General features: G+C 57.4%; 26 protein-coding genes, 1 tRNA gene and 1 riboswitch. Of the genes, 10 read left to right on the forward strand and 17 right to left on the reverse strand.

The window, feature by feature from the left end; all coding sequences use genetic code 11:
* Positions 1 to 46: 46 nt before the first annotated feature.
* The 6 genes from asnA to B5G03_RS12965 form a co-directional block, all read right to left on the reverse strand.
* Positions 47 to 1,048, reverse strand: a complete 1,002-nt coding sequence (gene asnA, locus B5G03_RS12940) for an aspartate--ammonia ligase (RefSeq protein WP_087182104.1) — start codon at positions 1,046 to 1,048, stop codon at positions 47 to 49.
* 33 nt (positions 1,049 to 1,081) lie between these two features.
* A complete protein-coding gene (gene hisH / locus B5G03_RS12945) occupies positions 1,082 to 1,735 on the reverse strand; it encodes an imidazole glycerol phosphate synthase subunit HisH (protein WP_087182105.1) in 654 nt (217 codons plus the stop codon).
* Positions 1,720 to 2,502 carry an imidazole glycerol phosphate synthase subunit HisF gene (hisF, locus tag B5G03_RS12950; protein WP_087182106.1) on the reverse strand — a complete coding sequence of 261 codons (783 nt, stop codon included), beginning with the start codon at positions 2,500 to 2,502 and terminating at the stop codon, positions 1,720 to 1,722. The genes hisH and hisF overlap by 16 nt, the downstream gene beginning before the upstream one ends.
* Entirely contained in the window at positions 2,499 to 3,866 is a 1,368-nt protein-coding gene (locus B5G03_RS12955; RefSeq protein WP_087182107.1) for an N-acetyl sugar amidotransferase, read from the reverse strand. Before B5G03_RS12955 ends, hisF begins: the two co-directional genes overlap by 4 nt.
* 136 nt (positions 3,867 to 4,002) lie before the next feature.
* The gene (locus tag B5G03_RS12960; protein WP_087182108.1) at positions 4,003 to 4,572 is read right to left on the reverse strand and encodes an ANTAR domain-containing response regulator; all 570 of its coding nucleotides are present in this window, start codon (positions 4,570 to 4,572) and stop codon (positions 4,003 to 4,005) included.
* 31 nt (positions 4,573 to 4,603) lie between these two features.
* On the reverse strand, positions 4,604 to 5,911 hold the full coding sequence (locus tag B5G03_RS12965) for a glutamine synthetase family protein (RefSeq protein WP_206423628.1): 1,308 nt from the start codon (positions 5,909 to 5,911) through the stop codon (positions 4,604 to 4,606).
* 361 nt (positions 5,912 to 6,272) lie between these two features.
* Between B5G03_RS12965 and B5G03_RS12970 the strand changes: the two genes are divergently transcribed.
* From B5G03_RS12970 to B5G03_RS12980, 3 genes are read left to right on the forward strand one after another with little or no spacing between them, the layout of a single operon-like run.
* On the forward strand, positions 6,273 to 7,367 hold the full coding sequence (locus B5G03_RS12970) for a class II glutamine amidotransferase (RefSeq protein ID WP_087182110.1): 1,095 nt from the start codon (positions 6,273 to 6,275) through the stop codon (positions 7,365 to 7,367).
* A complete protein-coding gene (locus B5G03_RS12975) occupies positions 7,364 to 8,872 on the forward strand; it encodes a glutamate synthase-related protein (protein WP_087182111.1) in 1,509 nt (502 codons plus the stop codon). The genes B5G03_RS12970 and B5G03_RS12975 overlap by 4 nt, the downstream gene beginning before the upstream one ends.
* Before the next feature lie 17 nt (positions 8,873 to 8,889).
* Entirely contained in the window at positions 8,890 to 9,615 is a 726-nt protein-coding gene (locus B5G03_RS12980) for a GltB/FmdC/FwdC-like GXGXG domain-containing protein (protein ID WP_087182112.1), read from the forward strand.
* 92 nt (positions 9,616 to 9,707) lie between these two features.
* On the opposite strand, the gene B5G03_RS12985 is transcribed toward B5G03_RS12980, so the two are convergent.
* Positions 9,708 to 11,309: a CTP synthase gene (locus B5G03_RS12985; RefSeq protein ID WP_087182113.1), complete on the reverse strand. Its 1,602-nt coding sequence runs from the start codon at positions 11,307 to 11,309 to the stop codon at positions 9,708 to 9,710.
* Between the two features lie 275 nt (positions 11,310 to 11,584).
* Between B5G03_RS12985 and B5G03_RS12990 the strand changes: the two genes are divergently transcribed.
* Positions 11,585 to 11,671, forward strand: a tRNA-Leu gene (locus B5G03_RS12990).
* A 118-nt stretch (positions 11,672 to 11,789) separates the two neighbouring features.
* Here the strand turns inward: B5G03_RS12990 and B5G03_RS12995 are convergent.
* The 3 genes from B5G03_RS12995 to B5G03_RS13005 all read right to left on the reverse strand — a co-directional run bounded on the left by B5G03_RS12995 (position 11,790) and on the right by B5G03_RS13005 (position 14,344).
* Positions 11,790 to 12,995: a tyrosine-type recombinase/integrase gene (locus B5G03_RS12995; protein ID WP_162613408.1), complete on the reverse strand. Its 1,206-nt coding sequence runs from the start codon at positions 12,993 to 12,995 to the stop codon at positions 11,790 to 11,792.
* A gap of 90 nt (positions 12,996 to 13,085) precedes the next feature.
* Positions 13,086 to 13,268 (reverse strand): helix-turn-helix domain-containing protein, encoded by a 183-nt coding sequence (locus B5G03_RS13000; RefSeq protein ID WP_087182115.1) that lies wholly within the window; start codon positions 13,266 to 13,268, stop codon positions 13,086 to 13,088.
* Positions 13,269 to 13,282: 14 nt separating this feature from the next.
* Positions 13,283 to 14,344 (reverse strand): replication protein, encoded by a 1,062-nt coding sequence (locus tag B5G03_RS13005; RefSeq protein WP_087182116.1) that lies wholly within the window; start codon positions 14,342 to 14,344, stop codon positions 13,283 to 13,285.
* Positions 14,345 to 14,629: 285 nt separating this feature from the next.
* Here B5G03_RS13005 and B5G03_RS18180 point away from each other — a divergent pair, with 285 nt between their 5' ends.
* A complete protein-coding gene (locus tag B5G03_RS18180) occupies positions 14,630 to 15,136 on the forward strand; it encodes a hypothetical protein (protein WP_162613409.1) in 507 nt (168 codons plus the stop codon).
* Here the strand turns inward: B5G03_RS18180 and B5G03_RS13010 are convergent.
* The 7 genes from B5G03_RS13010 to B5G03_RS13040 all read right to left on the reverse strand — a co-directional run bounded on the left by B5G03_RS13010 (position 15,094) and on the right by B5G03_RS13040 (position 20,987).
* Entirely contained in the window at positions 15,094 to 15,579 is a 486-nt protein-coding gene (locus B5G03_RS13010) for a hypothetical protein (RefSeq protein ID WP_087182117.1), read from the reverse strand. The two genes, B5G03_RS18180 and B5G03_RS13010, sit on opposite strands and share 43 nt — an antisense overlap.
* Positions 15,580 to 15,581: 2 nt before the next feature.
* Positions 15,582 to 16,802, reverse strand: a complete 1,221-nt coding sequence (locus B5G03_RS13015; RefSeq protein WP_087182118.1) for a radical SAM protein — start codon at positions 16,800 to 16,802, stop codon at positions 15,582 to 15,584.
* A 15-nt stretch (positions 16,803 to 16,817) separates the two neighbouring features.
* Positions 16,818 to 17,534: an energy-coupling factor transporter transmembrane component T family protein gene (locus tag B5G03_RS13020; protein ID WP_087182119.1), complete on the reverse strand. Its 717-nt coding sequence runs from the start codon at positions 17,532 to 17,534 to the stop codon at positions 16,818 to 16,820.
* Positions 17,522 to 18,979, reverse strand: coding sequence for an ABC transporter ATP-binding protein (locus B5G03_RS13025; RefSeq protein ID WP_087182120.1), 1,458 nt, complete (start codon positions 18,977 to 18,979; stop codon positions 17,522 to 17,524). Before B5G03_RS13025 ends, B5G03_RS13020 begins: the two co-directional genes overlap by 13 nt.
* Positions 18,972 to 19,574, reverse strand: coding sequence for an ECF transporter S component (locus B5G03_RS13030; protein ID WP_087182121.1), 603 nt, complete (start codon positions 19,572 to 19,574; stop codon positions 18,972 to 18,974). Before B5G03_RS13030 ends, B5G03_RS13025 begins: the two co-directional genes overlap by 8 nt.
* A gap of 43 nt (positions 19,575 to 19,617) precedes the next feature.
* Positions 19,618 to 20,250, reverse strand: a complete 633-nt coding sequence (locus B5G03_RS13035; RefSeq protein ID WP_087182122.1) for a YkoF family thiamine/hydroxymethylpyrimidine-binding protein — start codon at positions 20,248 to 20,250, stop codon at positions 19,618 to 19,620.
* A 117-nt stretch (positions 20,251 to 20,367) separates the two neighbouring features.
* A riboswitch (TPP riboswitch) is annotated at positions 20,368 to 20,467 on the reverse strand.
* A gap of 61 nt (positions 20,468 to 20,528) precedes the next feature.
* Positions 20,529 to 20,987, reverse strand: a complete 459-nt coding sequence (locus B5G03_RS13040; protein WP_087182123.1) for a low molecular weight protein-tyrosine-phosphatase — start codon at positions 20,985 to 20,987, stop codon at positions 20,529 to 20,531.
* A gap of 212 nt (positions 20,988 to 21,199) precedes the next feature.
* Here B5G03_RS13040 and B5G03_RS13045 point away from each other — a divergent pair, with 212 nt between their 5' ends.
* The 5 genes from B5G03_RS13045 to tnpA form a co-directional block, all read left to right on the forward strand.
* Positions 21,200 to 22,087 (forward strand): LysR family transcriptional regulator, encoded by an 888-nt coding sequence (locus B5G03_RS13045; RefSeq protein ID WP_087182124.1) that lies wholly within the window; start codon positions 21,200 to 21,202, stop codon positions 22,085 to 22,087.
* An 82-nt stretch (positions 22,088 to 22,169) separates the two neighbouring features.
* The gene (locus B5G03_RS13050; protein ID WP_087182132.1) at positions 22,170 to 22,535 is read left to right on the forward strand and encodes a MerR family transcriptional regulator; all 366 of its coding nucleotides are present in this window, start codon (positions 22,170 to 22,172) and stop codon (positions 22,533 to 22,535) included.
* A 3-nt stretch (positions 22,536 to 22,538) separates the two neighbouring features.
* Positions 22,539 to 23,261 carry a carboxymuconolactone decarboxylase family protein gene (locus B5G03_RS13055; protein WP_058962909.1) on the forward strand — a complete coding sequence of 241 codons (723 nt, stop codon included), beginning with the start codon at positions 22,539 to 22,541 and terminating at the stop codon, positions 23,259 to 23,261.
* Positions 23,262 to 23,330: 69 nt separating this feature from the next.
* The gene (locus B5G03_RS13060; protein WP_087182125.1) at positions 23,331 to 24,422 is read left to right on the forward strand and encodes an aldo/keto reductase; all 1,092 of its coding nucleotides are present in this window, start codon (positions 23,331 to 23,333) and stop codon (positions 24,420 to 24,422) included.
* Positions 24,423 to 24,623: 201 nt separating this feature from the next.
* A partial coding sequence (tnpA, locus tag B5G03_RS13065) for an IS200/IS605 family transposase (protein ID WP_087182126.1) occupies positions 24,624 to 25,015 on the forward strand: 392 nt, incomplete at its 3' end.

A 25,015-nucleotide genomic window follows, 5' to 3' on the forward strand; every position in this document is an offset into this window, starting at 1 on the left:
GTCACAGCTCCTTTTCATACTTCAAAGCAAAAATGTGCGGATGCGTTCACAGCAGGGGGATACCAGCGGCCTCGCACTGCTCCCGAATGGCTTTGGGCCACAGGCTGGCCTGTACCTCACCGATGTGAGCCTTGCCCAGCAGCAGCATGCACAGGCGGCTCTGGCCAATGCCGCCGCCCATGGTCAGGGGCAGGGTGCCGTCCAGTACAGCCTTGTGGAAGGGCAGCTCCAGCCGATGGGGGCAGCCAGCCGCCTTGCATTGACGTTCCATGGCTTCGGCGTCCACCCGGATACCCATACTGGAAACCTCCAGCGCACAGCCCAGAACGTCGTCCCAGAACAGCAGATCACCGTTCAGGCTCCAGTCGTCGTAGTCGGGGGCGCGGCCGTCGTGGGGCTTGCCGCTGGCCAGAGGTGCGCCGATCTGCATGATAAAGGCGGTGGGGTGCTGCTCCAGATAGGCGTTCTCCCGCTGGCGGGGCGTCAGGTCGGGCCACAGGTCCTCCAGCTGCTGGGTGGTCACGAAGCTCACGTGTTCGGAGAGGGTTACACACAGCTGGGGATATGCCTTCTTGACCTCCTCCAGCGTGGCACAGATGGCGCTTACGATGGACCGCACGGTATCCTTCAGGTATTCCTCGGTGCGGGTTTCACGGGTGATGACCTTTTCCCAGTCCCACTGATCCACATACACCGAGTGCAGCTCGTCCAGCTCCTCGTCCCGGCGGATGGCGTTCATGTCCGCGTACAGGCCGGTGTCCGGTGCGAAACCGAAGCGGCCCAGTGCCTGGCGCTTCCACTTGGCCAGGCTGTGCACCACCTGCGCGCCTTTTGCCAGTTCGGGAATGGCGGGAATGTCAAAGGAGACCGGACGTTCCACGCCGTTCAAATCGTCGTTCAGTCCGGTGGTGGGGTCCACGAACAGGGGAGCGGTGGCCCGGGTCAGCCGCAGCTGGCGAGTCAGGTGTGCGGGGAAGCACTGCTTGATCATGCCAATGGCACTCTGGGTCTCGTAAAGGCTCAGTGCAGGTCGGTAGGTCTGTTTCATAATAAATTCCCTCCTTAAAAGTTACCCTCTATATCACGCCGGGCAGCTGCCCAGGAACGTGCGCAGAATGGCGAGTCCCACCTCGCCGCTTTTTTCCGGGTGAAATTGTACCCCGGTAATATTGCCGCGCTGGACGGCAGCGCAGATGCGGTGCCCTCCATACAGCGTATCCGCCAGCCGGTCAGCCTGGCGTGCAGGCATTGCACGGTAGCCGTGCACGAAGTACACCTGGCTTTTGGTCGGAATGGCTTCCAGTGTGCTGCCGGAAAATCCTTCCCGCTGCTGGGCGGGATACAATGGCGCCCAGCCAATGTGCGGCACCCGCAGCGGCTGGCCCTGGGTGGTATGGCCGGGAATGGCCTCCACGGTGCCCGGCAAAAGACCGAGGCCGGGAGTGATCCCTCCCTCGCTGCTGGAATCGAACAGAAACTGCATTCCCAGGCAGATGCCCAGCAGAGGAACACCCTGCCTTGCCCTGGTGCAGACCGCCCGGGCAAGGCCGCTTTCCCGCAGCAGGTTCATGCCGTCTGCAAAGGCGCCCACACCGGGCAGCACCAGCGCACCGGCCGCGGCCACCTGCTCAGAGGTGGAGGCGTATTCCACTATCGCACCGCAGTATTCCAGGGCCCGCTGCACGCTCAAAAGATTGCTGCGCCCGTAATCCACAATGGTTACTGTTGGATGCATGGTCTCACCTCCACACCGTTTTCCGCCAGCTCCTTTTTCAGCTGGGGGATTGTGGCTTGTTTGTAATGCAGTAGGCTGCCCATTGCCACGGCGCCTGCGCCCAGGCGGGCGGCCTGCATCAGGTCGCCGGAATTGCTTGCGCCGCCTGCCGCGATCACCGGGATGGTCACCTCGCTGCACACCGCTTGGATCAGCTCCTGGTCCAGGCCGCGGCGTACGCCTTCCCGGTCCACACCGGTGAGAAGAATTTCACCTGCGCCCAACTGCTGGGCCTCACGGGCCCATCCCAGAACATCCCGCCCGGAGTGCTCCCGGCCGTTGTCGTAATAGGCTTCCCAACCGGCGGCGGGGTTCAGCGGGTCCCGGCGCTTGGCCTGGATGCTCAGCACCATGCACTGGCTTCCGAAGGCACGGGCCACCTCGCTGATCAGCTGGGGGCGGAGCAGGGCGGCGGTATTGATGGCCGCCTTGTCCGCGCCGGCCTTCAGTACGGTGCCCACATCCTCCACGCTGCGCAGGCCTCCGCCGGCGGTGATGGGGATGAACACGTCCCGGGTGACCCGCTCCAAAATGCCGCTCAGGTTGTTGCGGCCGTACAGGCTGGCCACCGTGTCCAGATAAAACAGCTCGTCGATGCCCTGCCGGTAATAGTCCAGCGCAAAGTCGTGGGGGTCGCCCAGCTTGCGCAGGCCCTCATACTGGATGCCCTTCACCAGATACCGGTCTTTTACGTCCAGCCGGGCAATGAGCCGCAGCGCCGCGCTCATTTGGCACCGCCTTTTTCCGGTGCGCCGAAGCCGCACAGGCTCGGCCCCTCAAAGGGCGTATGCCGCAGGCTCCAGACGCCGTTCTCGTACTGCCACAGATGGGGCGAGCGGAACCGGTCTGCCAGATGCATGAAATAATCCAGATCCATTGTGGGCTGCTCGAAGCAGTCGGCCGCTTTGCCAAAGTGCTCCTTGTCGATGGAGATGTAACGGAAGAATTCGTCGGCAAACCGGCTGGGGAATTCGCCGTCATACTTCTTGCACAGCAGCACCGCCTCGTCCCGGTCGATCTCGCCGTTGCGGATTTCCTGCGCCGCGTCGTAGGTGCAGCGGCCGATGCCGTATTTGATGTAGGTGGTGTAGTAGAAGAAGTCATCCACCTTGTCGTCGATGGAATTGTATTTGGAGTAGGTACCGGCGGTGCGTTCCGGGCTGGGCATGAATCCGCCATGCTCCACGCTGTAGTAGTATGCACCCTGCGGATGCCATTTTTCGTAGTAGCCCATGTAGTGCACCTGGATGTGGTTCTTCTCCAGGTCACTGGTCTCGCAGGGCAGATAGATGGCCAGGTCCGCCTTGTCCACACCAAAGTCCTCCTCCAGCTGGCGCAGCGAAACGCCGCCCAGATAGATGTGATCAAAGTCATTGGTGGCAAAGAAGTGTTCGTCCCGCAGCGCGCTGTCGTTGTCCGCGATGGGGTTGCCAAACTCGGCTTCATTCTCACCGTAGAACACCAGGGGGATGCCGAACTTCGCGGCCATCTTGGGTGCCAGCTGCTTCTGGCCCAGAATGAAGGGCTGGAAGGGATGAAACAGGTTTTCGGTGGCCAGGCGGGTGAGCAGCCGGTGGGTCAGGCCGTTGGGGGTGCACAGGTAGTTGTCGAATCCGGCGTGAATCCAGGCTTCGAAGTTTTTCCAGCCCCAGTCGGTGTAGATGTGGGGCGCCCAGGTTACGGTGAGCGGATGCATGCCGTACTTGTACTTCAAAAGGTGGGCGGCGTAAAAGCTGTCCTTGCCGCCGCTGCCCGGCACCAGGCAGTCGTAGCTGCCGTCGGTCTTGCGGTATTGGTCGCACAGCTCCCGCAGCTGGCGTTCCCGGTCGGCCCAGTCGATCTTGCCTTCCTTATTGTGGCAGGCATGGCAGGCGTCGCATACGCCGTCCTCCTGAATGACTATGGTCTTCTTTTTGGAATGAATGGTGTGCTCGAACTCGTAGCAGCTGTTGGGCTTCTGGTTGCTCATTACGCACTCGCGACAGAACTGCACGTTTTTTGGCAGCCCATAAAAGGCCTTGCGCTGCTCCGGTGCAAGATCGGGTGCGTAATCCTCGTAATGAATTGGCAGATGCCGGGGAAGTTTTTGCATAAAATGTCCCTCGCTTTGTATGGTTTAAAAGCAAAGGCGCCTGCACAAAGCCCGGGGAGAAACCTCCTCAAGCATTCATGCAGGCGCCTTTGCCTGTTTGGCGTATTTATTATCAATCCTGAAACGGAAAAAGCAGTTACAAAAGGCCTTCGTCCTCCAGCCTTCGCATGATCTCCAGTGCGGCCTCCCGGCTGGAGATGCGGCCATCCATGGCTTCTTTTTCGATTAAACGGTGGGCCTGTTCTTCACTCAGCCCCTGGCAAAGTGCCAGCGCACATTTGGCCTGGCTGATGATCCGGGCTTCGTCCAGCCGCTTGGTCAGTCGGCGGTTTTGCGCGGTGAGCTTCTGCAGCCGCTGGCGGCCGGTTCGGATCAGCCGCAGCGCAAAAGCGGTTTGCTGGCGGGAAAGTGGTTTGGCCAGCACGAAGACTCCGTATTTTTCCAGCCCGGCGGCCATCTTGTCGGCCTGGGGTCCGGGGCAAAGGAGAATGGCATCCATACCGGCATCCGCCGCCTGTACAGCTAGCTCCCGGCCAAATTCATCGGGGAGAGGTGCGTTGATCACCAGGGTTTCGAAGGAGCCGCCGCACATGGCTCGACGGGCCTCTCCGGCATTGGCACAGCATTGCGCAGGCTGACCGGCGGCAAAAAATGCCCGCAGCGTTTCGTGGTATTGCTTATCGCTTGCGATCAGAACACCCGGCATCCCCGTTCACCTCACTTTTCGAAACCAATGGTCAGATCCGTTCAAAGTACTGGCGGATCTCATATTCATAGGGTTTGCTTTCTGCGGCGTAGGCATCCGCCTCCCGCTGTTTGTGGCCCAGATAATCCACCAGCAGTTTTTCCGGCAGAACCTGCTTTAAGAACTCACTTTCCTGGGCCAGTGCCAGTGCCTCGTCCAGGCTGGCAGGCAGCGGGGTAAGTCCGGCAGGCCGGGCAAATGCGTCATAGTCCGCAGCGGCGGGCAGGCTCAGCCCTTCCTGTACACCCTCAAACCCGGCAGCCAGCAGCAGCGCGGTTACATAATAGGGATTGCAGGAGGGGTCCGGACTGCGCAGCTCCATGCGGCAGTCGGGGCCGCTGGCGGCAGGCACACGCACCAGAGAAGAACGGTTCTGGCAGGACCAGCTTACCACGCCCGGCGCTTCGCAGCGGCCCAGCCGTTCATAGGAGCCGGGCAGCGGGTCAGCGAAAACGGTAATCTCGGGAATACGCCGCAGAATACCTGCCAAAAAGGCGGCGGCGGTGGGATGCGGATCGGTGCGGAAATTCTCGAACAGATTCACACCGTTCTGGAAGATGGAAAGGTTGATGTGCAGCCCGCTGCCGCTCTCGTCCTGCAGAGGCTTCGGCAGGAAGGAGGCGAACAAACCGTTCTGGGCGGCAATGGCCTTCACCGCTGCCCGCATGGTCATCAGGTCGTCCGCCGCGTGCAGGGGAGAAGCGCACCGGAAATCGATCTCGTTCTGGCCGGGGCCCTGCTCGTGATGACTTCGCTCGGGCTGGATGCCCATCTCTTCCAGCGTCAGGCAGATTTCCCGTCGCACGTTTTCGCCCCGGTCCATGGGGGCGATGTCGAAGTAGCCCGCCCGGTCAAAGGGTTCCAGGGTGGGGCGGCCCTTTTCATCGGTTTCAAACAGATAAAACTCACATTCCGGCCCCAGCAAAAACCGGTATCCGGCCTGTGCCGCCTTTTGCTCCATGGTCTGCAGCAGGTGCCGCCCGTCGCCCTCGAAGGGGCGGCCGTCCGGGTATTTGATGTTGCAGAAGAACCGGCCCACGCAGCCCTCGCTGGGTCGCCAGGGAAGAATGGCGAAAGTGTCCAGATCCGGTGCGAGGAACAGATCCGATTCCGCAACATTGGCAAAGCCTGCAATGGCGGAAGCATCAAAGGAGATACCGCTTTCCACTGCGTGAGACAGCTGGCTGGCCATGATGGCAATGTTCTTCTGTACGCCGAACATATCGCAGAAAGCCAGGCGAATGAACTTGATGTCGTTTTCTTCTATGAACTGCATAAGCTGCGAAAGGGTGTGGCTCATGGACAATTCCTCCTTGAATGCCGGGAATAAAAAGGGACAAAGGCGCCGCAAATCCGTGGGGGATCGCAGCGCCTTTGCTGTGTCAATAGCTGCATTATAGCCCCCAAACGCCGCCGCGTCAAGGGGGCAGACGACCGCAAAAAACAATTTTTTGTATTTGCACAAAAGTTGCGCGCGTTTGCTCGAAAAGCTTTGTCGGAACTGCGGGAAAGTGTTGAAAGAGTAAAAAAACACTTGACTTTTGCTTTAATGCAGTGCTATGATAACGCATACGAACAAAGGCGTTCGCATCGATGCAAAGGCACCGGTGCGGGCGCCTTTTTTGTTTTCCGCGCGCTGCGCGGTGAAAAGGAGGAGGACCATGTTAAAGGAAGGCCAGGTACGCATCCCGTCCGGATGCGCCATCAGCGGGGTATTTGCCAGGGACGGCCAGCCCATCAGCGGTGAGGTGATCCGCCGGTCCATCGCGGTGATGCATGAGCGCAGCAACGGGTTGGGCGGTGGTTTTGCCGGTTATGGCATATATCCGCAATACAAAAACCATTATGCATTGCATGTGTTTTATGATGATCTTGCCGCCCGAGAGGAGTGCGAACGGTTTCTGGAACGTCATTTCGATGTAATCAACCTTTCTAAAATTCCCACCCGGCCCACGCCCAAGATCAAGGACGCGCCGCTGATCTGGCGGTATTTTGTGCAGCCGCTGCCCCACAAGCTGGCGGACAGCCATCTGGACGAAAAGGAATATGTCGCTCGCTGTGTGATTCGCATCAATGACCAGCTCAAGGGCTGCTATGTGTTTTCCTGCGGCAAAAATATGGGTGTATTCAAAGCTGTGGGCTACCCGGAGGACGTGGCGGATTTCTACCGTCTGGAGGAATATGAGGGCTATTCCTGGACTGCCCACGGCCGGTATCCCACCAACACCCCGGGCTGGTGGGGCGGCGCCCATCCCTTTGCCCTGTTGGATTTGTCGGTGGTCCACAACGGCGAGATTTCTTCCTACGACGCAAACCGGAGGGCAGTGGAGATGTATGGTTACCGCTGTAACCTGCTCACCGATACCGAGGTTATTACCTATACACTGGATTATCTGCTGCGCCATCAGGGCCTCACATTGGAGGAGGCTGCACAGGTGGTGGCGGCCCCCTTCTGGAGCGAGCTGGCCGCCATGCCCGAGCCGGAGCAGAAGCAGCGTCGTTTCCTGCGTCAGATGTACAGCGATTTGCTGATTACCGGGCCGTTCTCCATTCTGGTGGGCTTCGAGGGCGGCATGATGGCCCTGAACGACCGGCTCAAGCTGCGCAGTCTGGTGGTGGCCGAGCGGGGCGACCGGGTATACTTTGCCAGTGAAGAGGCCGCCATCCGGGCAGTGGAGCCGGAGCTGGACCGTATCTGGGCGCCAAATGGCGGCGAACCGGTGATCGTGCGGCTGAAGGAGGAGGAACGGAAATGAAAATCCAATGGGATACGCCTCGCTTTGCGGTCCTGCGTGACCGGGAGCTGTGCGTGAACTGCCGCATCTGCGAGCAGCAATGCGCCTTTGGCGTGCATAAAAAGGATGAAAAAGCCGGGAAGATGCGGGCATACGCCAACTTGTGTGTGGATTGTCAGCGCTGCGTGGCCTGCTGCCCCACCGGGGCGCTGCAGATTCGCCCGGCGGAAAATACCTTCCGACCCCATGCAGGATGGAGTCAGGACGCCCGGCAGGAGATCTACCGGCAGGCGGCCACCGGCGGCGTGCTGCTGTCCAGCATGGGCAGCGCACAGGAGCAGGTGCCATGCTATTGGGATAAGCTGCTTCTGAACGCCTCCCAGGTGACCAATCCGCCCATCGACCCCCTGCGGGAACCCATGGAAACCGAGGTCTATCTGGGCCGTCGCCCGGATAAGGTCCACCGCGGGCCGGACGGCAAGCTGGACACCACTCTGCCGCCGCATCTGGAATTGAAGACCCCCATCCTGTTTGCGGCCATGAGCTACGGCGCCATCAGCTACAATGTACACGCGGCCCTCAGCCGGGCGGCGCAGGCGCTGGGCACTTATTACAATACCGGTGAGGGCGGTCTGCATCGGGATCTGTACCCGTATGGAGCCAATACCATCGTGCAGGTTGCTTCCGGCCGGTTTGGCGTGCACCGGGAATACCTGATGGCGGGCGCAGCCATCGAGATCAAGATCGGTCAGGGTGCAAAGCCCGGCATCGGCGGACATCTGACCGGCGCTAAGATTGTGGGCGATGTGGCCCGCACCCGTATGGTGCCGGAGGGCATGGATGCCATCAGCCCCGCGCCCCATCACGATATCTATTCCATTGAGGACCTGCGCCAGCTGGTGGCCTCACTGAAGGAAGCCACCGGCTACACCAAGCCGGTGATCGTGAAGGTAGCGGCGGTACACAACATCGCGGCCATCGCCTCGGGTATCGCCCGCAGCGGCGCGGATGCCATCGCCATCGACGGTTTCCGGGGCGGCACCGGTGCAGCCCCTGCACGAATCCGGGACAATGTAGGTATCCCCATCGAGTTGGCCCTGGCCGCTGTGGACGAGCGGCTGCGCCAGGAGCAGATCCGCCGCCGCATCTCAGTGATTGCCTCCGGCTCCATCCGTAACTCGGCAGATGTGGTCAAGGCCATTGCCCTTGGTGCGGATGCAGTTTCCATCGGCACAGCAGCGCTGTGTGCGCTGGGCTGTCATCTGTGTGCCTCCTGTCATACCGGCCTGTGCAACTGGGGCATTGCCACCCAGCGCCCGGACCTGGCTGCCCGTCTGGACCCGGACGAGGGCGCACAGCGTCTGGTGAACCTGGTGGATGCCTGGACCCGTGAGATCCGCGAGATGATGGGCGGCATGGGCATCAATTCCATTGAGGCGCTGTGCGGCAACCGGCTGGCGCTGCGTAGTATTGGGCTTACCCAGAAGGAGCTGGATATCCTGGGCGTGAAGCATGCCGGAGAATGAGAGAGGGGAGAAACACAATGAGAATCGACGCCACGGGAATGGAATATGAGGAGCTGGGCCGTTGCCTGCGCTCCTGCACCGATCCCCATGTTCAAATTCATAACTGCTGCGGCCAGCGCTATATCGGCAGCGGTATGCAGGGCCGTGAACTGGAAATCTGGGGAACGCCCGGAAATGCGCTGGGGGCCTATCTGGACGGCGGCAGCATTCGGGTTCACGGCAACGCGCAGGACGCGGTGGGTGATACCATGAACGCGGGCACAATCTGGGTGGAGGGCCGCGCGGGCGATGCCGCGGGCTATGCCATGCGCGGTGGTGCGCTGATGGTCCGGGGCGATGTGGGATACCGGGCGGGTGTTCATATGAAGGCCTTCGGTGACTCCTGCGCCAGCATTGTGATTGGCGGCACGGCGGGCAGCTTTCTGGGCGAGTACCAGGCAGGCGGCGTGATTGTGGTGCTGGGCCTCGGCGCGCCGGAAGGCCAGCCGGTGGTGGGCGGCTTCTGCGGCCGCGGCATGTACGGCGGACATATCTATCTGCGAGGGAATACTCCACCCAGGGACCTGACCGAAAAGATCCTCTGCCGCCGGGCGCAGCAGGCGGACAAAGAAGCGATTCGATCCTTGCTGGAGCAGTTCTGTACCGCCTTTGGCGAAGATCTGGCTGCCATTCTGAACAGTTCTTTCTGGGTGCTGGAACCCAATCCGGAGAACCAGTATAAAGCCCTTTACGCGCCCATATGAGTGCGGAAAAGAGAATAAAAAACGCTCCCGTGTTCGACTTGTTCCGAACGCGGGAGCGTTTTTGTATCCATTTTTATTCCGAAAAGAGAAGGTCAGCCCTTCAGGCAGGCGCAGATCAGCTCGCGGAACAGGGGATGAGCATGGTTGGGACGGCTCTTGAACTCCGGATGATACTGCACCGCCACAAAGAAGGGGTGCTCCGGCAGCTCCATGGCCTCCACCAGTCGGCCATCCGGCGAGGTGCCGGTGAAGCGCACACCTACTTCCTCCAGCATCGGACGGAAGGCGTTGCTCACCTCGTAGCGATGGCGGTGGCGTTCATGAATCAGTTCCGCGCCACCGTAGATGGCACGCATCCGGCTGCCCTCTGCCAAAGCGCAGGGGTATGCGCCCAGACGCATGGTGCCGCCTTTGGGCAGCTCGCCGGCCTGATCCGGCATCAGGTCGATCACACACTGGTCGTTCTCGGGGGTGAATTCCCGGCTGTTGGCCCGGGGCAGACCGGCCATATTCCGGGCCGCTTCGATTACTGCAATCTGCATGCCCAGGCAGATGCCCAGGTAGGGAAGGGAATGCTCACGGGCGTAGCGTGCCGCCAGAATCATGCCCTCGATGCCGCGCTGGCCGAAGCCGCCGGGCACCAGGATGCCGTCCACACCGGCCAGCTGCTCGTTCAGATTGGCTTCACTCAGCTGCTCCGCATCCACCCAGCGGATGCTTACTGCCGCGCTGTTCTCATAGCCGCCGTGGCGCAGCGCCTCCACAACCGAGAGGTAAGCATCGTGCAGCTCTACATACTTGCCCACCATGGCAATGGTCACCGAACGGTTCAGCTCATTGATGCGGGTGCACATCTGCCGCCACTCGGTCAGATCCGGCTCCGGCGCGGCAAAGCCGAAGCGGCGGCAGACCAGCTCGTCCAGCCGTGCACCGTGCAGCATCAGGGGCACATCGTACAGGCTGGGAAGAGTGCGGTTTTCAATCACGCAGTCCTGCTCCACGTTGCAGAAGGCAGCGATCTTTTGCAGGATACCATCTTCCAGGGGCTCGTCACAGCGGGCGATGATCACGTCCGGCATGATGCCCATGCTCTGCAGTTCGTGCACCGAATGCTGGGCAGGCTTGGTTTTGTGCTCGCCGGAGCATTTCAGGTAGGGAACCAGCACCACATGCAAAAACAGGCAGTTTTCCCGGCCGACCTCCCGGCTGATCTGACGGATAGCCTCCAGAAACGGCTGGCTCTCGATGTCGCCGATGGTGCCACCAATCTCGGTGATGACCACATCTGCCTTGGTGTATTCGCCCAGGCCGTAAACGAATTCCTTGATCTCGTTGGTCACGTGGGGAATGATCTGCACAGTGTGGCCCAGGTATTCGCCCGCCCGCTCCTTGTGCAGCACATTCCAGTAGACCCGGCCGCTGGTCAGGTTGGAGAGCTTGTTCAGATCCTCGTCGATGAAGCGCTCGTAGTGGCCCAGATCCAGGTCGGTCTCCACGCCGTCCTCGGTCACGAATACCTCACCGTGCTGGTAAGGGCTCATGGTACCCGGGTCCACGTTCACATAAGGGTCCAGCTTCTGGGCTGCCACCTTCAGGCCGCGCTGCTTGAGCAGCCGTCCCAGGCTGGCCGCGCTGATGCCCTTGCCCAGGCCGGAAACCACACCGCCGGTCACGAAAATATGCTTGCTTGCCATAATCCCAATATCCCCCTTGAAATTGTATCTGCTATAGTGTAAAAAAGAAAAGGCGCCCATCCCGTGAAAGCGGATACGACCGCCTTGGGATGGACGCCTTTGTCCTAACATTTTATATATTATACGCATCCACAAGGTGAATGTCAATTATAGGGGCGGTAAAACTGACGAGAAAATATTTTTCAAAAAAATTCAAAACAGGTGTTGACATTCTCTGAATCCGTGCTATAATAAAACACGTCGCTGAGGTGAACAGCCAAAGCGAAAGAGAATATGCGGATGTGGCGGAATTGGCAGACGCGCTAGATTCAGGTTCTAGTGGTAGCGATACCGTGGGGGTTCAAGTCCCTTCATCCGCACCAGTTGAAACCCCTGTAAACTCAACGGTTTACAGGGGTTTTGCTATATATTCCTATTATGGAATTCCCCTGATGTGAAGGTTTTTTCTACCGCTTTTCTACCATCTTCTACCCTGATTCCTTATATTGCGCGGGAAGCTGGGAAGTAGATAATCTTTTCTACCGGAGCTTCTACCGGTGTTTGAGGCGGTGGATCATTCAGACTGTTTAATAATCCCCCCATGCTGCCAGCCATTTCTTTTTTGGTTTGATTGCTCACATGTGCGTAGATGTTCATGGTTGTGTGAATATCACAGTGCCCCAGGAACTCAGAAACGCACTTCATATTATAGCCATCTGCTAGAAGTTTAGTGGCTGCTGAGTGCCTGAGATCGTGAAACCGAATCGGGGGAAGATCGTTGTCTGCCAAAAGTTTCTTGAAGTTGCTGCTGATTGCTTCAACGGAGAAAACTCTTCCATCTGCCTGTCGGCATACAAAGTCGGATGGGTGATAATGAGCGCCTAAACTTTGCTGCTGCTGTTGCTGCCTATTATAGAGATTCTGCAAGTATTGCTTAATCTCTGAACTCATAGGAAGCACACGGCAGCTTTTCTTTGTTTTGGTGCGCTCTTTGTAGACGGTGCCGCCTTTGCTGATAACGGCAGTTTTGGAAATGAGTATAGTTTCCTTTTCAAAATCGACCTGTGACCATGTAAGCCCGGCAACCTCGCTTCTTCTCAGGCCATAGGTGCAGGCTAAAATAATCTCAGTTTCAATTTTGCTTTTCCGTGCTGCCTGAAAGAGCTGGGCAATCTGCTTTTCATCGTAGAAGTTCGGGATAAACTTCTTGCTCCCCCGAAGGATCACATCATGGGCGGGGTTATAGGGTATAATGTGATTCTTTCGGGCCTCTTCTAAAGCGCAGGAAATATTGCTCAAATGCTTTTTGACGGTAACAGGGCTGAGGGTTTGCAGCTTATAATTACAATATGCCTGAATATGGGCGGTCTGAATCTTTCTCAGCTCTATGGGGTGTTCTAGGAAATAGGGTTGAAGGTGGGCACGGAAAATAATCTCGTAATTGGAATAGGTGTTAATCTCCAAATGAAGTTTGGCGTGCTCCAGCCACTGCTCCAGAACATCTACAAACGGTTCGTTTGGGCTAAATAAAAGGTTGGCCCTCTCATACTCGTTTAGAATCTTTCGCATCTCTTCGGTGGCCCTTGCCTTGTTTCCTTTTACCGGCAATCCTGTGGCGATCCACTTTTGTTTGCGGTTTCCGTCTGTGTCTCTCAGTTGAAGTACCACATAATAATAATCATTTTTCTTCTGCAATCTGCCTGTCATATACAGCATCCTTTCCAATTACTGCGGCAAGTCTGCTTGCAAAAGAAACAAGTACAAATAAAGTATAACACCCCTATAATGAACACGCTATTACTTTTTCATCTGCTGGTTAATGAAGTCCAATAAATCGGCTTTTGGAATCATGTACTCTCTCCCGATTTTAAAGCTTGGAATCTGCCCGGTTTTAAGTAGGTCATAAATAGCCCCTTTGTTCTTGGGAAAAATCTGCTGTAAGTCTTTGGTGGTCAGAATCTCAGGATAGTTCTCAAACATATATAATACACTCCTTAAAATGCCTGGGCTAAATCGGTTTGTTCAGATGAAACGGGACGGGGTTCCCTATTATGTGGGTTCTTGAATGGGAGAGGATAACGAGCAGGATCAAGGACTATGAAGCCGTTTAAATATTCTTCCATTGTGTATTCATGGACGCTGCCATCTTTATGATAATCTCTGACGGTCTGAATTCTGCGTAATAATGCGTTCCAAGTTTCTTTGTCACTCGATTGAACATTTGGGTATTGCTCATATAATGGGATATTGCTTATAATGTACACAGTGGTAAAACAAGCCACCTTGTTTGCATAGCGGCATCGCAATTCCAAAGGATAACCGTCTAGGATATTAAGCATTTCAGAAATTTTTAATTGGCTTCGGAACTCGTCCAGCACCAGAGCCTCTTGACCAGCATAGGAATCGAAGGGGTGTTCATAATCAGTCACACGATACACAGCTTCATATCCGTTTTCTTCCATGACAGTTCTTGTTTTTCCTGTGCCGGTGGCTCCTGATATATAAATGACTTGAAGATGGCGGAAGGTGTTCTTATATTGTTCTCTGCGAATTGTTGCACGAGCACGGTCTATATCAGTTAGTCGGGTCATAAACATGGGGCAGCGTTCCAGAATCTCATAGTTGGAAAGACCGTCTTTCACATAGTCGTAAAGCAGCGCCAAGTCACTTCGTTCCCCTTGTCGTTCTTTTGGCATCTCTCCCCACTCAAAAAAGGTATCAGGAATGGACGTATCTTTCTTTGGATCATTTTCCCACTTTCCTTCTTTTTTAATGTAATCACGATTCTCTTGGGATGTGCCAATAGTGCGCTCAATATGAGCAGAAGGGAAACGCTTTTTCAGGGTGCTAAAACGAATCGGAACATCGGAAGCCAAATAGATGTGAACATGTTTCGTTTTTGTTTCCAGCCCGATCTCATAAGCGAAGCAGAAATAAAGAAGTGAATTGAAGGTAAACACTTTCTGCTTAATGATTTCGGGGGTCATGCTATATTGATCCGGGTTGTTGATGGTCAACTGCCACTTTCGCCCCTGTTCATTTTTGTTGTTTGCCATACCTGTTTAAATTCCCCCTTGTGGGTGGTTCTGGGTTGTTTGGTTGTTGCTGGGTAAATGGGAATCAGCAGTAGTTTTGCTACTGCTACATAAGTCACCAAGGGTAATACTAGCCTTGGCGACCCTGGGCGCTTCGCACCCAGGCACCAGGGGCTTTTGCCGGCCTTTTGGCTTCGCCACCGGCCAGCAAGCCCCCGGTGATGACGGATCAGTTCAGAGCCTGTTGAATGGCCCGCTCCATCTTATTCATATGTGACCGGCGAGGCGGTCTGGAAAGTATCCGGTGTGACCTTGCGGCAAAACAGCCTGAGCCTAAAGCAGGATGGAACCGCCGAGCTTCAAGCCACTCTGGACCCGACTGCCACAAACACAAATATGACATGGAGCAGCATCCCAAACGGTATTGTTCAGATCATCCAAAGTCAAACAGACGGGACAAAGGCCAGCATAAAGCCCTTGAAGGAAGGAAGCACGACCGTCACTGTGGCAGCAGAAGGCGGGCAGGAGACTGCCCTCTGCAACATCACCGTCAAGGCGGTTGAAAAAAAGCGGGAATGTATCGCGGCGGCAATGCCTGAGAATTGCGCGGGCAGCGCAGGGATTCGAGCCTTTTCCGCAGAGAAAGAAGAAAGAAATACTAGTCCGTTCCATCATGGGAGGAAAGGCCGGAATCAATCGATTTCCCCCCAATCAAATAAGATAGGCGCCCCGCCCGGGCAGATATACCGGGCAGAGCGCCTGTTTTTGATTTATTGTTCGCCGTTCCGCTCAGGTCGCAGCAGCTCCAGATGAACTTCTTCTTCCCGTAAAAGAGGGCAGTTCACCGGCTGAGGCGGCTGGGAACAGGAGCTTTGTGCCGTGGGCATCAGCTCCCATATAACGGCCAGATCGGCAGCCGGGTCCCGGCGGCGTGCCTGCTCCAACAGTTCCCGGAACACCGGACCGGTGATGTGGCACTTCCAGGCTCGGGCAGTCATCTGAATCCAGTCTGCTTCACCGGGCAGCCACACAGTCACCGGCTGATCGAACCAGAGCGTCCGCACCAGAGCTCGCCCGGCTGCGGTCCGCTCCTGTGTAAGCCCCAGCAAAAGTGAGGAGCCATTCTGGCTGGCTACCACAGGGCAGAGAAAGGTAACCGGCCCCTCCAGATCCTGTACCTGCACCACAGCTCTGTCCCAAACAGGCAGAAGAGCAGCTGTTTCAGACGGCATCGGGGTGAAAATAGGCAGTTTCATTCTCAGTCACCCCTTTCCAGTTCACTGTCCGGGTGGTTCCCGCAGTGCTTGTAGTCATCGTTTGTGTTGTAAAGCCCATGCGCTTTACGGATACTGTGCAGCCCTTCCGCCAGCCGCACATAGTATTCCAGCGGCGGCATGGGCCGGTAACCCAGCCGGGTGGCCCGGTGCGGGCGCCAGATGGTACACAAAAAGTTCACTCCGTGGCTGGCGAAAAACTCGCAGGCCTCGAAGTTGGATTCCAGCGCGGCCTCCACATCGGAAAAGCCGTTCTTTGCAGCCAGTTCCACACCGGCCACCACCTGGGTGCAAACCTTGCCACGCCCGAATACATCTACCGCGTCCAACGTGCGGCGAATCCATTCCTCATAGCCTACCCATTGCTCCTTGCCGGGGCAGAGCTCCTGAAACAGAGCCTTGCCCCAGACCTCGATGTTGGGGGCGTAGGAGGTGATGCCGGTCTCGCGCCAGATGCGTTCCAGCTGCTGTTTGGGATAGGCAGGTGCCATCAGCTGGCAGGGGAAACGACCGGTAAAGTTTTCCCCGATGGCCTGCAGGACTCGGATGTACCGGTCCACCTCGCAGGAAAAGGGTGGTTCGCCGGAAAAATCCGATCCGCCGGACAGGCTGATCTCGGAAAAACGGCCCGGCTCTTTGATGGCCTCCTGAATGGTTTCCCGCACGTCCTGGCAGTTCACCTCGCCCCGGCTCTGACCGCCGGTGAAGAAGGCACAGAAGCCGCATTGGTGACCGCCCTCCCAGAAGCGGCAGCGCTGGAAGGCGTTCAGAATCAGCTTCTGGCCGCGCACGTCCGCCACTGCAGCCATGGGGGTGCCAAGGCTGGTGGTTTTACCGTAAAAATCTGGCCGGGGTACGAAGTCGATCACGTCGATCAGCGCGTCGCCCTCCTTCAGCAAAAACAGCCCGCCCTCCCAGTCGATCTGGTAGGGGTCCTCGTAGGGATCGCCGTAGTTGATGTAAACAAAGGTGCCGTCCCGCAGCAGGATCGGCCCGGGTACAGCGGCGGCACCACGTCCGGAAAACCGGATGTCAAAAGCATTGTCGCTGGAAAAGGCGTAGATGGAGCCCTGTATCTTCTCCAGCGCGGCGGGGGTGAGCACTGCCCCGTAACGGATCATGCTCAGCTTCAGCAGCACAAAAGGGGAAAAGTTTGGATAGCGGGCCTGCAGCTGGGCCAGCTCTTCTTGTTTTGTATGGTTCATTGCAGTCTCCTGTGGTTACAAAAGCCAGAGCCCGACCAGAAGTGCAGCGGGCAAACCGATCAGAAAGGCGATATCCACCCAACCGAACCGCACACGAAAGGCCACAGCCCGGGGTGCGTCGTTTTGGAACCCTCGGGACTCCATGGCCATGGCAAGACTCTGGGAGCGCTCCAGCGCGTGGACCAGCATAGGAAGGATTCGTTTGGATGAAAAGGGGGTTGCCTTTACACCGCGAACCCGCAGTGCCACGCCCACAGTTCCGAACTCACTGCGCACCACCGGGAAGAAATGATAGGCTGCCAGGATGCCGTAGGCAAATTTCGGGGGCAGATGGAACTGCTGCATCAGGCTCATGATCAGCTCCATGGGTTCGGTAGTAAAAGCGAACAGCATGCCCAGGCCGCCGAAGGCCAGCACCCGGGCGGCCAACTGGCAGGCACTTTTCAGCGAGCTGGCGTAGATCACCCGCTGGCCGAATACAGCGGTCTCCACCCCCTGAGCAGCCGCCTGGCTGGGGAAGAGCAGGCCGGTCATAAACATGCCGAAGGCGGCAATAAGAAACGGCGTGAGCGAGATGAACAGAAACTTCCGGTCCACTCGCGGGGTGCATAGAGTTACCACCAGGCAGCAGCCTGCCACCACCAGATCCAGCCGGGTGTTGTAGGTGACCGAGAGCATCAGCGAAGCGATGATCAGAGTGAGCAGCTTATAGGCAGGATTCAAAGCGCGCATGGGGCATGGCTCCTTTCCTTGGCGTATTGGTCCAGCTGTTCCGGGCTGAGCAGCTGCATGCGGCCGTCTTCCAGCAAATAGATCCGGTTGGCAAAGCAGCGGGCCAGCGCCAGATCATGGGTGGCAATTACAGCGGTCAGGCCTTGACCAATGCGGCGGCGCAGCAGGTCCATGATGAACTGGGTAGCCCGCTCGTCCTGTGCATAGGTTGGCTCGTCCAGCAAAAGAAGCGGCCGGTTACCCGCCAGCATGGCCAGCAGAGCCAGCCGCCGCTGCTGGCCCTGGCTCAACTCGTAGGGCGAGTGCTTGTGCCAGGCCAGCAGGTCAAATTCCTCCAGCAGTGCCCGGGCCTTTTGGCGCAGGGCTTGCTCTTCTGCTTTGGGTTCCAGCGCCCGCAGAGTGGTCAAAACCTCATCCTCCACGGTCAGACTCAAAAACTGGAAACGGGGATTCTGGAACACCAGCCCCGCCGTGCCGTTTACTTTCAGGCTGCCCTTGCAGCGTCCAGCCCCGGCAAGGCAGGTGAGCAGAGTGGTTTTGCCGCTGCCGTTTCGCCCCACCAGCGCGGTGATGCCGCCCTGGGGAATGTCGAAGCTCAGATGTTCTGCCACCGTAGTTTTACCCTGCAGCAGCCGCAGGTCCTTTGCCTGTATCATGGGCTCTTCCGGCTGGGGTAGGGGCGCGGGAGACTGGCCCTCCAGCCAGCTGTCGTCCACAAACAGGCCACGTTCCCGGAACAGCTCCCGATGGGCCTGCAGCTCCTCCGGAAGAACACTTTCCGGCAAAAGATTGCCGGTTTTGTCCATCAGCAGGATGCGGCTTAAAAAAGGCAGCCAGTAATCCGGCCGGTGGTCCACGATGAACAGGGCCAGTCCCTGCCGGTTCAGTTGGGCCAGCTTCACCGAAAGATCAGCGCAGGAGCCGGGGTCCAGGTTGGCGAAGGGCTCGTCCAGGATGAGCAGCTTTGCCTCGGTGGCAAGGGCGGTGGCCAGTGCCAGCTTCTGTTTCATTCCGCCGGACAGGGTGTGAATCAGCTGGTGCTCCACCGCCTCCAGTCCCACCAGTGCCAGCAGCTCCCGGGTGCGGGCGCGCAGATCGCCCGGATAGTTGATGTTTTCCAGCGCAAACAGGATTTCGTGGTCCACCCGGTCCATACAGAACTGATCGTCCGGGTTCTGGAACAGGATGGATACACCCCGGGCTCGCTGGGCCAGCGGGTAATCCTCCAGAGACTTGCCTTCAAGAAGAATCTCACCGCTCAAAGTTCCCGCGTAGGCAGGGTAAAGCCCGGCCAGACAGTAGGCAAGGCTGCTTTTTCCGCAGCCGGAAGGCCCCATCAGCAGCACAGCCTCTCCGGGCTGGATGGCAAAGGAGATCTGCCGGAACACATCCTCTTTCTGATAGCGGAAGGTCAGGTCCCGGCAGCTGAGTACCGGCTTACTCATCCCGCATGGCCCGGCCCAGGGCGTAGCTCTTCAGCAGGCCGGTGCGGGCCAGGCTGTCACCCATCAGCTTGCACAGTACGCCGGAGAAGATGAAGGAGCTGATCAGCCGCACAATGAAATATACCACCAGCAGCTGGGGCGCGATAGCCAGATAGTTGGAGCGCACGAAGCTCCACAAAAATCCGGTGATGGTGCAGCCCACAGAGGCCAGATACATGGTGGTACGGTCAAACCGTTTGTAGCGCCAGGCAGCAAACACCAGCTCAGCGCCCGCGCCCTGTACGATGCCTGCCACGATCACCATGGGGCCGTACATGTTGCCCAGCAGTACCTCAATCAGGGAAGCCAGTACCTCGGCGATGATGGCCGCGCCGGGTTTCTGCAAAATATAGGCGGCCAGGGTGGCGGCCATGAACCAGATGCCGAAGATCATCTCGGTGCCCAGCAGCGAAACGCCCAGAGGGGCAAAGATGGCGGTCAGGGGCGAGATCAGGTAAACGCCCGCCAGATATACCACGCCGAATACCACACACAGCATGGCCACAAAAATAATGTCCTGCAGCTTCCAGGAATAGCTTGTTTCTTTCTGTTTCATTGGTTGTTCCAACTCCTTGTTTGTATGTGTGAGGGGTGCGGGATTACTCCGCCGTGGGGCTGTTCACCGAGAGTGTGAAGTGCAGAATGTAGTGGGGAACCGTCTGCTCCATATGGCGGCATACCGCATGCAGGTAGTCAAACACCGCCTGCACATCGCCGCTAATCCGGGTGGCGTAGTGAACGCTGGTGGGATTCAGACCGGCATCCTCTGCCATGTGCCAGACCTCGGCGATGCGGTCGATGTAGTCGCTCACGCCCATGGGGTAAAGGGCAAGCTTGCACAGCACCGGGAAGTGAGCGCCAGCGATGGTCTGTGCATTGGGGCCGGGGCCTTCCCGGGTGAGCAAACTGTCGCCGTCGGTGTCACCAGGGCAGCCCTTGGAGAACTGGCCCTCCAGTGCCATGTGAACGGTGGGCTGCCAGGCATTTACGAACAGGCCTTCCACCGCGTCCACCACGTAGGGCAGACGGCCGCGGTAAACGGTGGAAAGAGCGTCCGACTGGCTCCATACCGCCGAGGTGTCGGTCTTTTCCAGCGCGCCCAAAATGATGGGAACAAAGTTCGAGTCCATGGGGTAGAGAGAGAAACGGCAGCCGGAGATGTCCAGATTGGTGCCGCGGCCTGCCCAGGGCAGGTCCGGCCGGCTGCAGCCGCAGCAGGTGTTGTTTTCCATAGCAATGATTCCTTCCTTTGCAAGAAATATAAAAGAAAAAGGGACGCCTTTCACTTGGAAAAGCATCCCTTTTACTGCAAGGTCTCGGTGCCCGCACTGAAACAGGCGGGCAGAACCGGGGCTTCAGAATTGCTTCCCTACGCTGGTATGAACCAGATCAGGTTCGTGGGGTCAGGTTTTACCTTCTCAACTCCGAAGAGTCCCCCCAGAATTCCAAAACTATTTGATTTTCGCTATTTACTATAACACCAGAGAAAAGTGCTGTCAAGCAGAGCGATTCAGCCCCGGTCTTTCAGCTGCGCCAGCAGACCCTGGCAGCCGGCCAGCACATCCTGCCAGGTGCGCTCAAAATCGCCGGTGTACCAGGGGTCCGCCACCTCGCCGGGGCGGTCGGTGTAGTCCATCAGCATGTGCAGCTTGTGCTCCGGGTCGCCGCCGCAGATTCGGTTCATGTTCCGCAGGTTATTCTGGTCCATGCCGATCAGCAGATCGAACCGGTCATAGTCCGCGGCGGTCATTTGACGGGCGGTATGGCCCTCGCAGGCAATACCGTGCTCCGCCAGCTTGCGGCGGGCGGGAGGATATACCGGATTGCCCAGCTCCTCCCGGCTGGTAGCAGCAGAGGCCACCTGGATCTGGTCCTCCAGCCCGGCCTGGCGCACCAGGTCCCGCATCACATATTCAGCCATGGGGCTGCGGCAGATGTTGCCCAAGCAAACAAAAAGTATTTTCATCATAGCATAGTAATCCTTTCTGGAGATGGTCTTGGTCTTGAAAAATGCAGCCAACCGGACTATTTTATGCCGGTTCGTTCGGTGCGTTTTCGCTGTTTTATGGACCTATTGTAACCTGCTTTGCACAAAATGTAAAACCCCGCAGCGCAAGGGATCGCCCTTGCCTGCCCGGCGGTTCCGTGATAGGATGTTGAAAAGAGGAGGGGACAAAAATCATGGATCTTCGAGTGCTCAAATACTTCTTGGCCGTGGCTCGGGAGGAAAACATCACAAAGGCGGCGGCTCTGCTCCATCTGACCCAGCCAACCCTTTCCCGCCAGCTGATGCAGCTGGAGGAGGAGTTGGGCGTCAAGCTGTTTGAGCGCAGCCGCCATCGCATTATTCTCACCGACGACGGCATGCTGCTGCGCCGCCGGGCGCAGGAGCTGGTAGACCTAGCGGACAAAACCATGCAGGAATTCCGAAAAGAACCGGAGCTGCGGGGTGTGATTTCCATCGGCAGTGGTGATCTGGAGGGAATGCATCTTCTGGCCGGGTGGCTGGCCTCCTTTCAGGCGCTTCATCCCCAGGTGACCTATCAGCTCTACAGCGGCAACGCCGACAATACCAAGGAGCGAATCGAGGGCGGCATGCTGGATCTGGCCCTGTTGCTGGAACCGGTGGACATCAGCAAATACGATTTCATCCGTCTGCCGGTGAAGGAGCAGTGGGGGGTACATGTGCGGGAGGATTCGCTGTTGGCACAAAAGGAGTGCGTCACGGCGCAGGACCTTTCCCAGGTGCCGCTGATTTTCACCCGCCGTGAGGTGATTCAAAAAGAGCTGGAGCACTGGATGGGCCCCTACGCCCAGCAGATGCAGGTGGCGGCCACCGGTAACCTGCCCTATAACATGACCCTCTTGGCCCGGGAGGGCATGGGGGCGTTTCTTACCATCCGGCTTCGCTGCAGCTATGAAGGGCTGCACTTTCTGCCCCTGTCGCCTGCGCTGGAATCCAGTACGGTGTTGGCCTGGAAAAAGACCGAGACCTTCCCGCCCGCAGTGGCTGCGCTGCTGGAGCATATTAAAAAATGCCTTTCGGGTATTTCTGAAGCTGCAAAATAAGCATTAGACAGCATTCTGAAAGCAATTTACAATGTAGATGTCCGGCCAGGGCATCTACATTTTTGTTTTTTGGAGGCGGCGTATGACCATTCAGGAGGCAAGTGAGCGGTATCAGATTCCCATGAACATCCTGCGGGAATACGAAAGCTGGGGATTGTGCGGGGCGGTCAAAAAGGTGATGGGCGCCTGGCAATACGACGATTCCGACCTGGAACGCCTGAGCGTCATCATGACCCTGCACGACATCGGCTTTAACACAGAGGAAGTGGAGGCCTACATGCGGCTGTTGTTGGAGGGCAAGACCACCGGAGCCGAGCGCCTTCGCATGCTGGAAAAGAAGCGGGCCGCCGCCTTGGACGAGATTCACTTCAAGGAGCGGCAGCTCCAGCGTCTGGATTATCTGCGCCACCAGATTCGCAAAACACAAACAGAAACAGGAGGCAAGTGATCAATGATCAAACAAACGGCAGGAAGAAACGGACTGGGCGACCTTGCGCCCAAATTTGCCCAGCTCAACGACGATGTGCTGTTCGGCGAGGTATGGTCCCGGGAGGATAAGCTGTCGCTGCGGGATCGTTCCATGATCACTGTGGTGGCACTGGTGTCCAAGGGCATCACCGATAATTCCTTGAAATATCATATTCAGAATGCAAAAAATCATGGCGTGACCAAAACCGAAATGGTGGAGATCATCACCCACATCGCCTTTTATGTGGGCTGGCCCAACGCCTGGGCAGTTTTCCCCATGGTGCGGGAAATTTATGCAGAGGAGAAGGCCGACCCCTCGGATTCTCTGTTCGGCCTCGGTCAGCCCAACACCGCCTATGCGCAGTATTTCATCGGCAATAGCTATCTGAACCCGCTGAACGCCGAAGGAGTGAACGTGTGCAACGTGACCTTTGAGCCCCGCTGCCGCAACAACTGGCACATCCATCACAAGGGCGGCCAGATCCTGCTTTGCACCGATGGCGAGGGTTGGTACCAGGAATGGGAGCAGCCTGCCCGCAAGCTGCATCCGGGCGACGTGGTCTACATCGCGCCGGAGGTCAAGCACTGGCACGGCGCCGCAGCGGATGAATGGTTCACTCACATTGCCATTGAGATTCCGGCACCGGGCGCCTCCAACGAATGGCTGGAGCCGGTGAACGACGACCAGTACAACAGTCTCGCCTGAGCTATCAGGCAGAGCCGGACGGGCGGAGCGGGCCATGGCTGCCCGCAGCGACAAAGGAGAAGGCGGCAAATGGAATACAGAATCAACAAACGGACAGGTAACCGGATCAGCACGCTGGGGTTCGGTACCTCCTATATTGCCCAGGCAAAGGAGTCGGATGCGGTCGCCACAATCCGACGGGCCTATGAGGGCGGTGTGAATTATTTCGATCTGGCAACGGCGGAGGGCAGAACCTTCCCGTACTTCGGCGCGGCGCTTGGAGATGTGCGGAAAAACGTGATGTACCAGGTGCATTTCGGCGCCGATTACCATACAGGTACCTACGGGTGGACCACGGATGCAGAGGCCATCAAGCGCAGCATTGATTGGCAGCTGACCCGGCTGCATACGGATTACATTGACTATGGTTTTATCCACTGCATCGACGAGCTGTCCGACTGGCAGGAATACCAGGAAAACGGGGCCTATGCCTACCTGCTGCAATTAAAAGAGCAGGGTGTGGTCCGGCACATTGGCCTTTCCTCCCACACCCCGGCCACCATCCAGCGGGTGCTGGACGAAGCCCCGGTGGATATGCTGATGTTCTCGGTCAATCCGGGCTACGATTACCAGAAGGGCGAATACGCCAAGGGCTCGGTGGAGGAGCGCACGGCCATTTACCGGCGTTGCGAAGCGGAGGGCATCGGCATTGCCGTGATGAAACCTTTCTCCGGCGGCCAGCTGCTGGATGCTTCTCTCTCGCCCTTCGGGCAGGCGCTGACCCAGTATCAGTGCATGCAGTATGCTCTCGACCGGCCCGGGGTCCTTACGGTGCTGCCGGGTATGAGCAGTGTGGAGCAGGCTGAGCATCTGCTGGGCTTTTTCAATGCCTCCGAGCAGGAGCGGGACTACTCCATGATCGCTTCTTTCAGCCCGGTGGACGCGGTGGGCAAATGCGTTTACTGTAACCACTGCAAGCCCTGTCCGATGGGGATCGATGTGGGGTTGGTGAACAAGTATTACGATCTGGCCCGAAACGGGGATTCCATGGCCGCAGAGCATTACCATGGCCTGGGACGGGACGCAGGGGATTGCGTGCAGTGCGGGCATTGCAACAGCCGATGCCCCTTCCAGGTGGATCAGATGGCCCGCATGCAGGAGATTGCCGCCTATTTCGGCTGAGTATCTCCAGAATAATAAATAAAATGCCTGTGTCCGGCGGCTTTCCGCCGGGCACAGGCATTTTTTGTTAACTAGAAAACCACAAGCTATGCTTGTGGACGAGAAGAGCACGAGCGTTGAAACGGTAAAAAAAGAACCTCCTTTTGCTACAATAGAAGCGGGTAACGCCAACCGCACTAAAGCAAAAGGAGGTTCATCCATATGGACGAAAAAAGTTTATCACATACGAGTTGGAATTGCAAATATCACATAGTACTGGTGCCAAAGTATCGCAGAAAGGTAATTTACGGGAAATTAAGAAAAGATATTGGAAAAATCCTGAGAATGCTTTGTGATTACAAGCATGTGGAAATCATCGAGGGACATGCAATGCCAGACCACATTCATATGCTGGTATCGATTCCGCCGAAACTGGCGGTGGCAGATTTCATGGGGTACTTGAAAGGCAAGAGTACGCTGATGATTTTTGAGAGGCATGCGAATTTAAAGTACAAGTATGGAAGAAGAGTGTTTTGGGCAAAAGGGTACTATGTAAATACGGTTGGAGGAAATGAGGCAAAGATTCGCAAGTACATCCAAGACCAGGAAATGCA

Origin of the sequence: Gemmiger sp. An50 (assembly GCF_002161595.1) — a bacterium.
GTDB lineage: Bacteria > Bacillota > Clostridia > Oscillospirales > Ruminococcaceae > Allofournierella.